This window comes from Frateuria sp. GZRe14 (assembly GCF_051900395.1).
In the GTDB taxonomy this organism is placed as follows: domain Bacteria; phylum Pseudomonadota; class Gammaproteobacteria; order Xanthomonadales; family Rhodanobacteraceae; genus Frateuria_A; species Frateuria_A edaphi.
The window spans coordinates 2,343,062-2,358,685 of record NZ_JBHZGJ010000001.1 but is presented as its reverse complement, the minus strand read 5'-3'; the positions used below and the strand labels follow the sequence as shown (position 1 = coordinate 2,358,685).

The window sequence follows — 15,624 nt, the reverse complement described above, 5'->3', positions numbered from 1 at the left end:
CATGCAGGAAATCCGCAATTACACGATGAACTTCGGCCCGCAGCATCCGGCCGCGCACGGCGTGCTGCGCCTGGTGCTGGAGATGGATGGCGAGACCGTGGTGCGCGCCGATCCGCACGTGGGCCTGCTCCATCGCGGTACCGAGAAGCTGGCCGAATCCAAGCCGTTCAACCAGTCGATCGGCTACATGGATCGCCTGGACTACGTGTCGATGATGTGCAACGAGCACGCCTACGTGCGCGCGATCGAGACCCTGCTGGGCATCGAGGCGCCGGAGCGTGCGCAGTACATCCGCACGATGTTCGACGAGATCACCCGCATCCTGAACCATTTGATGTGGATCGGCTCGAACGCGCTCGACCTTGGCGCCATGGCGGTCTTCCTCTACGCGTTCCGCGAGCGCGAGGAGTTGATGGACGTCTACGAGGCCGTGTCTGGCGCGCGCATGCACGCGACCTACTACCGCCCGGGCGGTGTCTACCGCGACCTGCCCGACCGCATGCCGCAGTACAAGGAGTCGCCCTGGCACAAGGGCGCGGACCTGAAGCGCATCAACAGCGCGCGCGAAGGCTCGATGCTGGACTTCATCGAGGAGTTCACCCGCATTTTCCCGTCGCGTGTGGACGAGTACGAGGACCTGCTCACCACCAACCGCATCTGGAAGCAGCGTACCGTCGGCATCGGCGTGATCAGCCCTGACATGGCCAAAGCCTGGGGCATGACCGGCGCGATGCTTCGCGGTTCGGGCGTGGAGTGGGACCTGCGCAAGAAGCAGCCTTACGCCAGGTATGCGCAGATGGACTTCGACATTCCGGTCGGCGTCAACGGCGACTGCTACGACCGCTATCTGGTGCGCGTGGAAGAGATGCGCCAGTCCAATCGCATCATCAAGCAGTGCGTGGACTGGCTGCGCGCCAATCCCGGCCCGGTGATGGTGACGAACTTCAAGGTCGCGCCGCCCTCGCGCGAAGAGATGAAGGAGAGCATGGAAGCGCTCATCCACCATTTCAAATTGTTCACCGAAGGCTACGGCGTTCCCGCCGGCGAGACCTACTGCGCGGTCGAGGCGCCCAAGGGCGAGTTCGGCTGCTACCTCGTTTCCGACGGCGCCAACAAGCCCTTCCGCGTGCACCTGCGCGCGCCGGGCTTCGCCCACCTCTCGTCGATGGACGCCACCGTCAGCGGCCACATGCTGGCCGACGTGGTGGCGATGATCGGCACCTACGATCTCGTGTTCGGCGAAGTCGACCGCTAAGCCGGCACCGAGGAGATTCCCATGAAGGCCACCGGAAATTACGAGCAGGTCAAGCACGTCGATCCGCTCGTCGTGCTGAGCGAGCACACCCGCCACCACATCGACGAATGGGTCGCCAAGTTCCCGGCCGACCGCAAGCGCTCGGCGCTGATCCAGGCGCTGTTCGCTGCGCAGGAGCAGAACCAGGGCTTCCTCACCGACGACCTGATCGTGGCGGTGACCAAGTACCTCGACCTGCCCGCCGTGTGGGGCTACGAGGTGGCGAGCTTCTACTCGATGCTCGAAACCAAGCCGGTCGGCCGTAACAACGTGGCGATCTGCACCAACATCTCGTGCTGGCTCAACGGCGCCGAAGGCCTGGTGCGCCACTGCGAGAAGAAGCTGGGCGTGAAGCTCGGCGAAAGCACGCCGGACGGCCGCGTGTACCTCAAGCGCGAAGAAGAGTGCATCGCCGCCTGCGTGTATGCGCCGGCGATGACGGTCAACGGTCATTACCACGAGCGGCTCACGCCCGAGAAGCTCGACGAAATTCTCGACGGTCTGGAGTGAGGCAGGGCATGGCTAGCAGCAACGGTCCGGTCGGACCCGCACCGCAAGACCACCAGGTCGTCTACACGACGCTGCACTTCGACACGCCGTGGTCGATGGACAGCTACGAGAAGGTCGACGGCTACAAGGCGTGGCGCAAGATCCTCGCCGAGAAGCCCGATCCCGCCGGCCTGATCGAAGAGGTCAAGAAGTCCAGCCTGCGCGGCCGTGGCGGCGCGGGCTTTCCGACGGGCCTGAAGTGGTCGTTCATGCCCAAAGGCACGATGCAGAAGTACATCCTCTGCAACTCGGACGAGTCCGAGCCTGGCACCGCCAAGGATCGCGACATCCTGCGCTACAACCCGCATTCGGTCATCGAAGGCCTGGCGATCGCCTGCTACTGCACCGGCTCGACCGTCGCCTACAACTACCTGCGCGGCGAGTTCCACCACGAGCCCTACGAGCACTTCGAGGCGGCGCTGAAGGAAGCCTACGCGGCAGGGCTGCTGGGCAAGAACGTCGGCGGCTCGGGCATCGATGTGGACATCTATACGGCGCTGGGCGCCGGCGCCTATATCTGCGGCGAGGAAACCGCGCTGATGGAATCGCTGGAAGGCAAGAAGGGCCAGCCGCGCTTCAAGCCGCCGTTCCCCGCCAACTTCGGCCTGTACGGCAAGCCGACCACGATCAACAACACCGAGACCTACGCCTCGGTGCCGGCGATCCTGCGCAACGGCGCCGACTGGTTCTTGAACCTCGGCAAGCCGAACAACGGCGGCCCGAAGATCTTCTCGGTCTCCGGCCACGTGAACAACCCGGGCAACTTCGAGATCCGTCTCGGCACGCCGTTCAAGGACCTGCTGGCGATGGCCGGCGGCGTGCGCAATGGCCATCAGCTCAAGGCGGTGATTCCGGGCGGCTCCTCGATGAAGGTGCTGCCGGCGGCGACCATGCTCGAGTGCACCATGGACTACGACAGCCTGCAGAAGGCCGGCTCGGGACTTGGTTCGGGCGCCGTCATCGTGATGGACGACACCACCTGCATGGTGCGCGCCTGCCACCGCATCGCGCGCTTCTACATGGCCGAATCCTGCGGCCAGTGCACGCCGTGCCGCGAAGGCACCGGCTGGATGTACCGCGTGCTCGACCGCATCGTTGCAGGCAAGGGCACTGAGGACGACCTGCATCGCCTGAAGGCGGTCGCCGGCCAGATCGAAGGCCACACCATCTGCGCCTTCGGCGAGGCTGCTGCCTGGCCGGTGCAGGGCTTCCTGCACCACTTCTGGGATGAATTCGAATACTTCGTCGAGCACGGTCGCTCGATGACCGACGACAAGCTTGGAGTCGCCGCCTGATGAGCGCGCAGCCGACCACCACCGCGCCGGACCTGATCAACATCGAGGTCGACGGCAAGCCCACGCAGATCCGCAAGGGCGCGATGATCATCGAAGCCGCCGATGCGATCGGCGTGTCGATCCCGCGTTTCTGCTATCACCGCAAGCTCCCGATCGCGGCCAACTGCCGCATGTGCCTGGTCGACGTGGAGATGGGCGGCAAGCTGATGCCCAAGCCGCAGCCGGCCTGCGCCACTCCCGTGGCCGAAGGCATGAAGGTGATGACGCGCTCGGACAAGGCGCTGAAGTTCCAGAAGGACGTGATGGAATTCCTTCTGATCAACCACCCGCTGGACTGCCCGATCTGCGACCAGGGCGGCGAGTGCGAGCTGCAGGACGTGGCGCTGGGCTATGGCCGCAGCGTTTCGCGCTACACCGAGCGCAAGCGCACCATCGCCGACGAAAACATCGGGCCGCTGGTCGCCACCGAGATGACCCGCTGCATCCAGTGCACGCGCTGCGTGCGCTTCACCAGCGAGATCGCAGGCACCTACGAGCTCGGCGGCATGAATCGCGGCGAGAACCTGCAGATCGGTACGTACATCGGCAAGACCGTCGAGACCGAGCTCTCGGGCAACATCATCGACGTCTGCCCGGTCGGCGCGCTGACCAACAAGCCGTTCCAGTTCAAGGCGCGCGCCTGGGAGCTGATCGCGCGTCCGTCGATCGCCTACCACGATGCGCTGGGCTCCAACCTGTGGCTGCACACGCGCCGTGGCGAGGTACTGCGCACGGTGCCGCGTGACAACGAGGCGATCAACGAGTGCTGGCTGTCCGACCGTGACCGCTTCAGCTACCAGGGCCTGTACGCCGCCGACCGCCTGCATGCGCCGCAGATCAAGCGCAATGGCCAGTGGCAGCAAGCCAGCTGGGAAGAGGCGCTTTCGGTTGCCGCCGAGGCGCTGAAGTCGGTGCCGGGCAGCGACATGGGCATCCTTGCCTCGCCTGCCACCACCAACGAGGAAGGCGACCTGCTGGTGCGCCTGGCGCGCGGGCTGGGCAGCGCGCACGTCGACCATCGCCTGCGCCAGCTGGACCTGTCCGATCGCCCGGTCGCGGCCCGTTTCGAGGTGCCCGTCGCCGAGGTCAGCCAGGTTCAGGGCGCGCTGCTGGTTGGCTCGGACCTGCGCTACGAAATGCCGCTGCTCAACCATCGCCTGCATCAGGCGGTCAAGCGCGGGGCGAAGGTCTATGCGGTCAATCCGGCGCGCTTCGGCTTCAACTACGCGCTGGCCGGCGAGGCCATCGTATCGCCGGCCGCCCTGGTCGACGCGCTGCTCGCGCTGGCCAAGGCCGCGGTCGCCGACGGCGCCGCCGCGCCGGCCGCGCTGGCCGATGCCATCAACGGTGCCCGGCATGACGAGGGCGACCGCGATGCGATCGCCGTGCTCAAGGCGGGCAAGGCCGTGGTGATCCTGGGCGAGGCTGCCGCCACGCATCCGCAGGCGTCCTGGCTGCGTGCCATCGCGCGATTCATCGCGCAGGCCACCAGTGCCGGCTACAACGAACTGCCGGTCGGCGCCAATGCGCTCGGACTGGGGCAGGGCGGCGTGCTGCCGGGCAATGGTGGCCTCGACGCGCAGGCGATGCTTGCCCAGCCGCGCAAGGGTTACGTCCTCTACGGCGTCGAGCCGCCGCACGACTTCGCCGATGGCGCCAAGGCGCTGGCGGCGCTGCGCGGTGCGCAGGCGGTAGTGGCGTTCAGTGCCTACGCCAGCCCGGCGCTGCGCGAAGTGGCCAACGTGCTCTTGCCGATCGCGCTGCTGCCGGAAAACGACGGCACGCTGGTCAACGTGGATGGCCTGGCGCAGAGCGCCATCGCCGGCGCCAAGGCACCCGGCGAGGCCCGCGCTGGCTGGAAGGTGCTGCGCGCCCTGGGCGGCCTGCTGCAGTTGGGTGGCTTCGAGTTCGACGACCTGGCTGGCCTGCGCGAGGGCATCGCCGAACGTCCATTGCCGTCGCACGGCGCATCCCTGGCACCGCGCCAGGGTGGGGCAGTCGGCCTTGTGCGCCTGGCGACCTGGCCGATCTATCGCAGCGACGCCGTGCTCCGCCGGGCCACAGCGCTCAACGCGCACCCGATCAACCGCCCGGCCGCCGTGCGCATGAACGCCAACGAAGCCATGCACCAGGGCCTCACCGCCGGCGTGCAGGTGCGCGTCGCCGATGCGCTGCTGCCGGTGGCGATCGACGCCGCCGTGCCCGATGGCGCCGTGTGGATCGAGGCCGCGCACGACCTGACCGCCACGCTGCCGCCGTACGGCGCGGCCATCACCCTGAGCAAGGCGTAACCCATGGGCGAACAACTCCTCAACGAGCTGGTCTGGCCGGTCGTCTACATCCTGTGCATCGCGGTGCCGCTGATCCTGGCGGTGGCCATGTTCGTGTACTGGGAACGCAAGGTCATCGGCTGGATGCACGTACGCATGGGGCCGAACAAGATCGGCCCCTGGGGCGTCCTGCAGGCTTTTGCGGACGTGGTCAAGCTGCTGATCAAGGAAGTGATCCTTCCTTCCAGCGCCAACCGCTTCCTGTACTACATCGCGCCGCTGCTGGCGCTCGTGCCGGCGTTCGCGGCGTGGGCGGTGGTGCCGTTCGACGACAGGATGGTGCTGGCCAACGTCAATGCAGGCCTGCTGTACCTGCTGGCGATGACCTCGCTGGGCGTGTACGGCATCATCCTGGCCGGCTGGGCATCGAACTCGCGCTATGCGCTGCTCGGCGCCATGCGCTCGGCCGCGCAGGTGATCTCCTATGAGCTCGCCATGGGCCTGTCGCTGGTCTGCGTGCTGGTGCTGGCCGGCTCGCTGAATCTGACCGACATCGTGCATGCGCAGGTTGGCGGGAAGGGCTTCCTCGACTGGTTCTGGCTGCCGTTGCTGCCGGTGTTCATCGTCTACTTCATCTCCGGCGTGGCCGAGACCAACCGCGCGCCGTTCGACGTGGCCGAGGGTGAATCGGAAATCGTCGCCGGTTTCCACGTGGAGTATTCCGGCTCGGCCTTCGCGATCTTCTTCCTGGCCGAGTACGCCAACATGATCCTGGTGAGTTTCCTCGCCTCGATCTTCTTCCTCGGCGGCTGGCTGAGTCCGTTGCAGGGCTGGATCACCGCGGACGTCTCGCCCTGGGTCAACTGGATCTGGACCGGCAGCATCATCTGGCTGCTGATCAAGGCCTTCCTGATGTCCTTTCTGTTTCTGTGGTTCCGCGCGACGTTCCCGCGCTACCGCTACGACCAGATCATGCGGCTGGGCTGGAAGGTGTTCATTCCCATCACGATCGTGTGGGTCCTCGTGGCCGGCTGCATGAAGTATTTCGGCTGGGTCATCGCCGGCACGGGGGCATAAGGCAACTCATGAACCGCATTACCGACTACTTCAAAAGCCTGCTGCTCATCGAGCTGCTCAAGGGCATGGCGCTGACCCTGCGCTACATGTTCAAGCCCAAGTACACCGTGCGCTTCCCGATGGAGCACATTCCGCGCTCGAACCGCTTCCGCGGCTTGCACGCGCTGCGCCGCTACCCGAATGGCGAGGAGCGCTGCATCGCCTGCAAGCTGTGTGAGGCGGTGTGCCCGGCGCTGGCGATCACCATCGACTCCGCTCCGCGCGAGGGCGATGGCCAGCGCCGCACCACGCGCTACGACATCGACCTGTTCAAGTGCATCTTCTGCGGCTTCTGCGAGGAGAGCTGCCCGGTCGACTCGATCGTCGAGACCTCGGTGATGGAATACCACTTCGAGCAGCGTGGCCAGAACGTGGTGACCAAGGCGCAGCTGCTCGCCATCGGCGACCGCTTCGAGCCGGAGATCGCCGCGGCCCGCGCGCAAGACGCGGCGTACCGCTAAAGGGCCACCGACATGATCGATACCAACCTTCTGCAATTGATCTGCTTCTACGGATTCGCCGCGGTGACCGTGGCCGCCGCCCTGGCGGTGATCACGGTGAAGAACTCGGTGCACGCGGTGCTCTCGCTGGTCCTGGCCTTCTTCAGCACCGCCTGCATCTGGCTGTTGGCCGAGGCCGAGTTCCTGGCCATCGCGCTGATCGTGGTCTACGTGGGCGCGGTGATGGTGCTGTTCCTGTTCGTGGTGATGATGCTCGACATCAAGATGGAACAGGTCCGCGAGGGCTTCATCCGCTACCTGCCGGTCGGCATCATCGTGGCGTTGGTCATGCTCGGCGAGATGCTCGCGTTGATCGGCGTGCGCGCCATGCACGCGCACGTGATGGGCGCCGATCCGGCCGCGGCCATGGGCCTGTCCAATACCGCCTGGCTGGGCGGGGCGCTGTACACGACTTACCTGTTGCCGTTCGAGATCGCCGCGCTGATCCTGACCGTGGGCGTGGTCGTGGCGGTCGCGCTGACCCTGCGCCATCGCGGCGACAAGCGGCACGAATCGGCCAGCGAGCAGGTGCGCGTCAACCCGCGCGACCGCATCCGCGTGGTCAAGATGGCGCCTTCGCGCCCGGATGAACCGACCGCTTCGCAGGAGCCGCTGCAATGATCACGCTGTCGCATTTCATCGTGCTCGGCGCGGTGCTGTTCTGCATCGCCGTCGCAGGTCTTTTCATCAACCGCAAGAACGTCATCGTGCTGCTGATGGCGATCGAGCTGATGCTGCTTGCAGTGAACATGAACTTCGTGGCGTTCTCGCGCTTCCTGGGCGATGTATCCGGCCAGGTGTTCGTGTTCTTCATCCTCACCGTCGCGGCGGCCGAGTCCGCGATCGGCCTGGCGATCCTGGTGCTGCTGTTCCGCAACCGCAGCACGGTCAACGTCGCCGAAATCGACTCGATGAAGGGCTGAGCCGATGCAACTTTCGACCTCCATCCTGCTGACCATCGCGCTGGCTCCGCTCATCGGCTGCCTGCTCGCAGGCTTCCTCGGCAAGCAGATCGGCCGCGTGGGTGCGCACAGCGCGACCATCCTCGGCCTGCTGGTTTCCTGCGCGCTGTCGTTCTACGTGCTCTACCAGCTCACCGCGGGTGGCGCGCCGGCCTACAACCAGGACATCTACACGTGGTTCGAGATCGGCCGCCTGCACGTCAGCGTCGGCTTCCTGGTCGACCGCCTTACCGTCATGATGATGGTGGTGGTGACCTTCGTCTCGCTGCTGGTGCACGTCTACACCATCGGCTACATGGCCGACGACCCGGGTTACCAGCGCTTCTTCAGCTACATCTCGCTGTTCACCTTCGCGATGTTGATGCTCGTGATGAGCAACAACTTCATGCAGCTGTTCTTCGGCTGGGAAGGCGTGGGCCTGGTGTCCTACCTGCTGATCGGCTTCTGGTACAAGCGCCCGACCGCGATCTTCGCCAACCTCAAGGCGTTCCTGGTCAACCGCGTGGGCGACTTCGGCTTCCTGCTCGGTATTGCCGCGGTGCTGTACTTTTTGAACACGCTGGACTACGCCACTGCGTTTGCCGGTGCGCCCAGCTTGATCGGCAAGTCGCTGGCGTTGACTGCCAACATCCATTGGGACGCGGCCACGGTCATCTGCGTGCTGCTGTTCGTGGGCGCGATGGGCAAGTCCGCCCAGGTGCCGCTGCACGTATGGCTGCCCGACTCGATGGAAGGCCCGACCCCGATCTCCGCACTGATCCACGCGGCGACGATGGTGACTGCGGGCATCTTCATGGTCGCCCGCATGTCGCCGTTCTTCGAATTGTCCGAGGGCGCGCTCAGCTTCGTGATGGTCATCGGCGCCACCGGTGCGCTCTTCACCGGCCTGATCGGCATCGTGCAGAACGACATCAAGCGCGTGGTCGCCTACTCGACGCTCTCGCAGCTGGGCTACATGACCGTGGCGCTTGGCGTGTCGGCCTATGCCGGCGCGGTGTTCCACCTGATGACCCACGCGTTCTTCAAGGCGCTGCTGTTCCTGGGCGCGGGCTCAGTGATCATCGCCATGCACCACGAGCAGGACATGCGCTACATGGGTGGCCTGCGCAAGTACATGCCGATCACCTGGATCACGATGTGGATCGGTTCGCTGGCGCTGGTGGCGATCCCGTTCACCTCGGGCTTCTACTCCAAGGATGCGATCATCGAGGCGGTCGGCGAGTCGCATCGCTGGGGTTCGGGCTACGCCTACGTCTGCGTGTTGGCCGGTGCGTTCGTCACGGCGCTGTACACCTTCCGGCAGATGTACCTGACCTTCCACGGCAAGGAGCGTTTCGTGGTGGTGGGCCATCATGGCCACGCGCATGAGGCCGTCCATCATGACGCGCACGGGGACGACGCCCACGCGGACGAACACCACGCACCTTCGGACGATCCGCACCACGGGCACAAGCCGGGCGAGCTGGAGCATGCACCGCACGAATCGCCCTGGGTGGTGACGCTGCCGTTGGTGCTGCTGGCGATCCCTTCGCTGTTGGTGGGCTTCTTCACGATCGGGCCGATGCTGTTCGGTGACTGGTTCGGGCAGGCGGTCCATGTGGAGGAGGCCAACAATGTGCTGGGCGAGCTCGGCCACGAGTTCCACGGCGCCGCGGCCATGGCACTGCATGGGTTCGCCAGCTGGCCGTTCGCTCTGGTGGCACTGGCCTTCGTGATCACCACCTACATCTACCTGTTCAACCCGGCCATGGCGGGAAGGATCAAGAGCGCGCTCAAGCCGCTGTGGACGGTGCTGGACCGCAAGTACTGGGTCGACGACGTCTACTTCGCCATCTTCGCGCGCGGCGGCGTTGCGCTCGGCCGGCTGTTCTGGAAGGCCGGCGACGCGGCAGTGATTGACGGCGCGATGGTCAACGGCTCGGCCGGGCTGGTGCAGCGCATCGCCGCCGGCGTGCGCCGCCTGCAGTCCGGCTACCTCTACCACTACGCCTTCGCGATGATTCTCGGCCTGATCCTGCTGCTGGGCGGGTTCTGGGTCTTCGGGTCCGTGCAGATCGGGCAATAAGGAAGCACGCTCCATGTTCAATCACTTGCTCAGCCTGCTGATCTGGCTCCCCATCGTCGGCGCCATCCCGGTGCTGCTGGCCGGCAGCGGCCGCCCGGGCCTGGCCCGCTGGATCTCGCTGCTGGTAGCGGTGCTTACCTTCGTGGCCAGCCTGTTCCTGCTGACCGGCTACGCCCCGGCCGATAGCGCCATGCAGCTGGTGGAAAGCCACGTCTGGATTGCTTCGCTCGGCGTGCACTATGGCCTGGCCGTGGATGGCATCTCGGTAGCGCTGATCCTGCTCACCAGCTTCGTCACGATCCTGGTGATCGTGGGCGCCTGGGAGGTGATCCAGGACAAGCCGCACCAGTACATGGCCGCCATGCTGGTGCTCGAGGGCCTGATGATCGGCGTGTTCTGCGCCACCGACGCGTTGCTGTTCTACGTGTTCTTCGAGGCGATGCTCATTCCGATGTTCATCCTGATCGGCATCTGGGGTGGCCCGCGGCGCGTCTACGCCACATTGAAATTCTTCATCTACACCTTCCTCGGCTCGATCTTCATGCTGATCGGGCTGATCTACCTGTACCTGAAGGCGGGAACCTTCGATCTGCACACGCTGGCCGCGCTGCCTCTGACGATGAAGGAGCAGACCTGGCTGTTCTTCGCCTTCCTGATCGCCTTCGCGGTGAAGGTCCCGATGGTGCCGGTGCACACCTGGTTGCCGGATGCCCACGTGGAGGCGCCGACTGGCGGTTCGGTGGTGCTGGCCGCAGTGATGCTGAAGATCGGCGGATACGGTTTCCTGCGCTTCTCGCTGCCGATCGTGCCGGACGCGTCCGAGCATTTCGCCTGGCTGATCATCGTGCTCAGCCTGATCGCGGTGGTCTACATCGGCTACGTGGCGCTGGTGCAGGAGGACATGAAGAAGCTGGTGGCGTATTCGTCCGTGGCGCACATGGGCTTCGTGACACTGGGCATCTTCATCGCCTTCATGCTGGTACGCGATGCCAACAACCTGGACGCGGCCAAGCTCGGCATGCAGGGTGCGATGGTGCAGATGATTTCGCACGGGTTCGTGTCCGGCGCGATGTTCTCCTGCATCGGTGTCATGTACGACCGCATGCATACGCGACTGATCAAGGACTACGGCGGCGTGATCAACGTGATGCCGTGGTTCGGATTCTTCTACGTGTTCTTCGCCATGGCCAACTCCGGCCTGCCGGGCACCAGCGGTTTCGTCGGCGAATTCATGGTGGTGCTGGCCAGCTTCGCGGCCAACCCGTGGATCGCGCTGTTCGCCGCCTTCACCCTGATCATCGGCGCGGCGTACACGCTGTGGATGGTCAAGCGTGTGCTGTGGGGCGACATCACCAACCCGCACGTGCGCGAGATGAAGGAAATCAACGGACGCGAAACGTTCGTGCTGGCCGCCTTCGCACTCGCCGTACTGGCGCTGGGCATCTGGCCGCAGCCGCTGATCCACCTGATGGACGCCTCGGTGTCCCAGTTGGTGCAGCAGCTCGCCGTTCACAAGATCTAAGCGGAATTACACGCCAATGCCCAATCTCAACGACATCATGATCATGCTGCCGGAGTTCTATCTGGTGGCGGCGGCGTGCCTCCTGTTGCTGCTGGACGCCTGGATGAAGCCGGAGCAGCGAAACATCCTGCACTGGGTGTCCATTCTGGTGGTGCTGGTCGGCATCTACCTCGTGGTAGCCGGCCAGCCGGACGTGACGGTGACCGCCTTCGGCGGCATGTTCGTGCGCGACCAGGCCGCAGAGATCCTCAAGGTCTTCGCACTGCTGTGCACCGGCCTGATCTTCGTCTTCTCGCGCCCGTACTTGGTGGACCGCAAGCTGTTCCAGGGCGAGTTCTACACGCTGATGATCTTCGCCACCATCGGCGCCATGCTGCTGGTCTCGGCCGGCAACCTGGTGATGGTGTACCTGGGCCTCGAGCTGCTGACGCTGTGCTCGTACGGCCTGGTGGCGCTGAACCGCGATTCGCCGCTGTCGTCCGAGGCGGCGATGAAGTACTTCGTGCTGGGCGCGCTTTCCTCGGGCATGCTGCTGTACGGCATGTCGATGGTCTATGGCGCCACCGGCACGCTGGCGCTCGCGCAGCTGCACGGCGCAGTGGTGCAGGCGGGCATGTCCAACCTGATGGTATTCGGGCTGATCTTCATGATCGTCGGGATCAGCTTCAAGCTGGGCGTGGCGCCGTTCCACATGTGGATTCCGGACGTCTACCAGGGCGCTCCCACGGCAGTCACCACGTTTGTCGCCTCGACCTCCAAGATCGCCGCGTTCGGCATGGCCTATCGTCTGCTCGAATCGGGCATGGGCGGACTGGCGGGGCAGTGGCAGTTGATGCTGGCGGTGCTGGCGGTCGCATCGCTGGCGATCGGCAACCTGGTCGCGATCGTGCAGACCAACCTCAAGCGCCTGCTGGCCTATTCGACCATCTCGCACATGGGCTTCCTGCTGCTTGGCCTGGTCAATGCGGGTCCCGAGGGTTACGCGGCCGCGATGTTCTACGCCATCTGCTACGCGCTGATGAGCACCGCCGCCTTCGGCGTGATCCTGGCGCTGGCGCGGGCTGGTTTCGAGTGCGAGGAAATCGACGACTTCAAGGGCCTCAACCAGCGCTCGCCGTGGATGGCATTCCTGATGATGCTGGCCATGTTCTCGCTTGCCGGCGTGCCACCGATGTTCGGCTTCTTTGCCAAGCTGCTGGTGCTGCAGGCGGCGATCGATGCCGGCATGCTGTGGCTGGCGATCGTCGGTGCGGTGTTCGCGATCATTGGCCTGTACTACTACTTGCGCGTGGTCAAGGTCATGTATTTCGACAAGCCCGCCGAAGGTCTGGAAGTGCGTCCGCAATCGGATGGATTCCTGCGCACCGCGCTGTCGCTCAATGCGCTGGTGTTGCTGGCGCTGGGCTTGTACTGGGGTCCGCTACTGGGCTGGTGCCGCTCGGCCTTCGCGGGCTGATGGTTTTCGCAGGGGTGGCTTGGGCCACCCTGCGGGAAGATGGGCCGAAGCCCACCCTGAGAAGAAAAACGGTACGGAAAAGCTTGCAAGAAATCGGCCATGCCGCTATAGTTTGCGGACTCTGATGCGGGGTGGAGCAGTCTGGCAGCTCGTCGGGCTCATAACCCGAAGGTCGCAGGTTCGAATCCTGCCCCCGCTACCAGATCTTTCTTAGAACAAGAAAGCCTCCTCGTGAGGCTTTTTTGTTGGGCGCAAGGATGCGTCGCGATGCATCGACCGTTGCAAGGTCGACGCGCCGCCGGAAAGAGCCTGGACGAGTCGGCACATCGTCGGGGTAAGGAAATGGGCCGTTGTGCCCTTTTTTTGTTTCTGGAATCACGCAAACGACGACTATGGATACGCAGGCACTCGCACAACGCTTCACCGACGTCCTGGCCGACCTTGGCCTGGAATGCCTCGGTGTGGAGTTTTCCCCGTCGCAAGGGCAGAGTACCCTGCGCGTTTATCTGGACGTGCTCGATCGCGCCGAGGGGCGTGAGGTGACGCTGGACGACTGCGAGGCGGCCAGTCGCGAGCTCTCGGCGATGCTGGACGTGGAAGACCCGATTCCGGGCCATTACGTGCTCGAGGTTTCTTCGCCAGGCATCGATCGTCCGCTGTTTACGGCGGCCCAGTTCGCCGGGGTGGTGGGGCAGGAAGTGAAGGTGCTGCTGAAGGCGCCGATCGAGGGTCGTCGCCGTCTGCGTGGCAGGCTCGCCGCGGTCGATGGCGACAAGCTGACTTTCGAGGCCGAGGGCAAGACGTTCGAATTCGACCATGCCGACGTGGAAAGCGCGCGCGTGGTGCCGGACTGGGCAGCGCTGGGCTACGTGCCGCAGCCCAAGCCGGGCGGCAGGAAATCCGCAAAAAAGACCGGCGAATAAGCACCAGCGAAGCCGGAACAAATTTGAGAGTGCGTCCATGGAAGGCCGCTTCTTGATCCTCGCGTTCATGGATGGGCGCACAAATACCGAGGTTGCTGCAATGAGCAAAGAACTGTTGCTGGTCGTCGACGCGGTCGCCAATGAAAAAGGCGTGCCGCGCGAAGTGATCTTCGAGGCGATGGAAGCCGCGCTGGCTTCGGCCGCCAAGAAGCGCTACCCGGAAGAGGATCCGGACATTCGCGTCGCGATCGACCGCACGAGTGGCGATTACGAGACCTTCCGACGCTGGGAAGTCATCGCCGACGACGGCGAGATGGAATCCCCGTATCACCAGCTGCGCCTGATGGACGCTCTGGACGAGAAGGAAGGCTCCGAGGTCGGCGACTTCATCGAGCAGCAGATCGAGAATGCCGAGTTCGGCCGCATCGCCGCCCAGGCCGCCAAGCAGGTGATCGTGCAGCGCGTGCGCGAGGCCGAGCGCCAGCAGGTGGTCGACGCCTACAAGGATCGCATCGGCGAGCTGATCACCGGCATCGTCAAGCGCGTCGAGCGCGGCAACGTGTACCTGGACCTGGGCGGCAATGCCGAGGCCTTCATCCCGCGCGACAAGACGATTCCGCGCGAGTCGGCCCGCGTCGGCGACCGCGTGCGCGGCTACCTGTATGAGGTCCGCTCGGAAGTCCGCGGCCCGCAGCTGTTCGTCTCGCGCGCCGCGCCGGAATTCATGATCGAACTGTTCAAGCTCGAGGTGCCGGAAGTCGGCCAGGGCCTGGTCGAAATCAAGGGCTGCGCCCGCGACCCGGGCGATCGCGCCAAGATCGCCGTCATCGCGCACGACAGCCGCACCGATCCCATCGGCGCCTGCATCGGCATGCGCGGTTCGCGCGTGCAGGCAGTGTCCAACGAGCTCAACGGCGAGCGCGTCGACATCATCCTGTGGCACGACAACCAGGCGCAGTTCGTCATCAATGCGATGGCACCGGCCGAAGTGCAGTCCATCATCATGGATGAGGAGAAGCACTCGATGGACATCGCGGTTGCCGAGGACAAGCTGTCCCAGGCGATCGGCCGCGGCGGCCAGAACGTGCGGCTGGCGAGCAAGCTCACCGGCTGGCAGCTCAACGTGATGACCCAGGACCAGGTCACCGCCAAGAGCGAGTCCGAGCAGCAGGCCGCTCGCCAGCTGTTCATGGACAAGCTGGAAGTGGACGAGGAGATCGCCAACATCCTGGTGCAGGAAGGTTTCTCCAGCGTCGAGGAAATCGCCTACGTGCCGAGCGCCGAGCTGCTGGCGGTCGAAGGCTTCGACGAGGACATCGTCGAGGAGCTTCGCGCCCGCGCCCGCGACGCGCTGCTCACCGAGGCGCTGGCTGTCGAGGAAGGCATCGCCGAACCGTCCGAGGAACTGCTCGGCCTGCCCGGCATGGACGAGGCCACCGCCTATGCGCTGGCTGCACGTGAAATCAGTACGGTGGACGACTTGGCCGACCTCGCGGTCGACGACCTGATCGACATCGATGGCATGGACGAGGAACGCGCCGCCGCGTTGATCATGGCGGCCCGCGCACCGATGATCGAGCGACTGGAGAAGGGCGGCTAACCGCGGACGGCGGCGCCTTTGGAAGGGCGCGCC

General features: G+C 64.9%; 13 protein-coding genes and 1 tRNA gene. All 14 read left to right on the top strand.

What is annotated here, in order from left to right; all coding sequences use genetic code 11:
* The first annotated feature begins 1 nt into the window (after position 1).
* Positions 2-1,255: an NADH-quinone oxidoreductase subunit D gene (locus tag ACFWZ1_RS10780; protein ID WP_231320567.1), complete on the top strand. Its 1,254-nt coding sequence runs from the start codon at positions 2-4 to the stop codon at positions 1,253-1,255.
* 21 nt (positions 1,256-1,276) lie between these two features.
* Positions 1,277-1,804 (top strand): NADH-quinone oxidoreductase subunit NuoE, encoded by a 528-nt coding sequence (nuoE, locus tag ACFWZ1_RS10775; RefSeq protein ID WP_231320566.1) that lies wholly within the window; start codon positions 1,277-1,279, stop codon positions 1,802-1,804.
* Positions 1,805-1,812: 8 nt separating this feature from the next.
* Entirely contained in the window at positions 1,813-3,138 is a 1,326-nt protein-coding gene (nuoF, locus tag ACFWZ1_RS10770) for an NADH-quinone oxidoreductase subunit NuoF (protein ID WP_439666417.1), read from the top strand.
* Positions 3,138-5,468 carry an NADH-quinone oxidoreductase subunit NuoG gene (nuoG, locus tag ACFWZ1_RS10765; RefSeq protein ID WP_439666416.1) on the top strand — a complete coding sequence of 777 codons (2,331 nt, stop codon included), beginning with the start codon at positions 3,138-3,140 and terminating at the stop codon, positions 5,466-5,468. The genes nuoF and nuoG overlap by 1 nt, the downstream gene beginning before the upstream one ends.
* A 3-nt stretch (positions 5,469-5,471) precedes the next feature.
* Positions 5,472-6,524: an NADH-quinone oxidoreductase subunit NuoH gene (gene nuoH / locus ACFWZ1_RS10760; RefSeq protein WP_439666415.1), complete on the top strand. Its 1,053-nt coding sequence runs from the start codon at positions 5,472-5,474 to the stop codon at positions 6,522-6,524.
* 8 nt (positions 6,525-6,532) lie between these two features.
* Positions 6,533-7,024 carry an NADH-quinone oxidoreductase subunit NuoI gene (nuoI, locus tag ACFWZ1_RS10755; RefSeq protein WP_231320562.1) on the top strand — a complete coding sequence of 164 codons (492 nt, stop codon included), beginning with the start codon at positions 6,533-6,535 and terminating at the stop codon, positions 7,022-7,024.
* Positions 7,025-7,036: 12 nt separating this feature from the next.
* Entirely contained in the window at positions 7,037-7,684 is a 648-nt protein-coding gene (locus ACFWZ1_RS10750) for an NADH-quinone oxidoreductase subunit J (protein WP_231320561.1), read from the top strand.
* Positions 7,681-7,986 carry an NADH-quinone oxidoreductase subunit NuoK gene (gene nuoK / locus ACFWZ1_RS10745; protein WP_091336603.1) on the top strand — a complete coding sequence of 102 codons (306 nt, stop codon included), beginning with the start codon at positions 7,681-7,683 and terminating at the stop codon, positions 7,984-7,986. Before ACFWZ1_RS10750 ends, nuoK begins: the two co-directional genes overlap by 4 nt.
* 4 nt (positions 7,987-7,990) lie before the next feature.
* The gene (gene nuoL / locus ACFWZ1_RS10740; protein ID WP_439666414.1) at positions 7,991-10,090 is read left to right on the top strand and encodes an NADH-quinone oxidoreductase subunit L; all 2,100 of its coding nucleotides are present in this window, start codon (positions 7,991-7,993) and stop codon (positions 10,088-10,090) included.
* Between the two features lie 13 nt (positions 10,091-10,103).
* On the top strand, positions 10,104-11,612 hold the full coding sequence (locus ACFWZ1_RS10735; protein ID WP_231320557.1) for an NADH-quinone oxidoreductase subunit M: 1,509 nt from the start codon (positions 10,104-10,106) through the stop codon (positions 11,610-11,612).
* Between the two features lie 16 nt (positions 11,613-11,628).
* Positions 11,629-13,068, top strand: coding sequence for an NADH-quinone oxidoreductase subunit NuoN (gene nuoN / locus ACFWZ1_RS10730; RefSeq protein ID WP_439666413.1), 1,440 nt, complete (start codon positions 11,629-11,631; stop codon positions 13,066-13,068).
* A gap of 125 nt (positions 13,069-13,193) precedes the next feature.
* Positions 13,194-13,270 (top strand) — tRNA-Met (locus ACFWZ1_RS10725).
* A gap of 190 nt (positions 13,271-13,460) precedes the next feature.
* Complete coding sequence (gene rimP / locus ACFWZ1_RS10720) at positions 13,461-13,991, top strand: ribosome maturation factor RimP (protein ID WP_231326000.1); 531 nt, start codon at positions 13,461-13,463, stop codon at positions 13,989-13,991.
* A 100-nt stretch (positions 13,992-14,091) separates the two neighbouring features.
* On the top strand, positions 14,092-15,591 hold the full coding sequence (nusA, locus tag ACFWZ1_RS10715; protein WP_231320553.1) for a transcription termination factor NusA: 1,500 nt from the start codon (positions 14,092-14,094) through the stop codon (positions 15,589-15,591).
* The last annotated feature ends 33 nt before the right edge of the window (positions 15,592-15,624 follow it).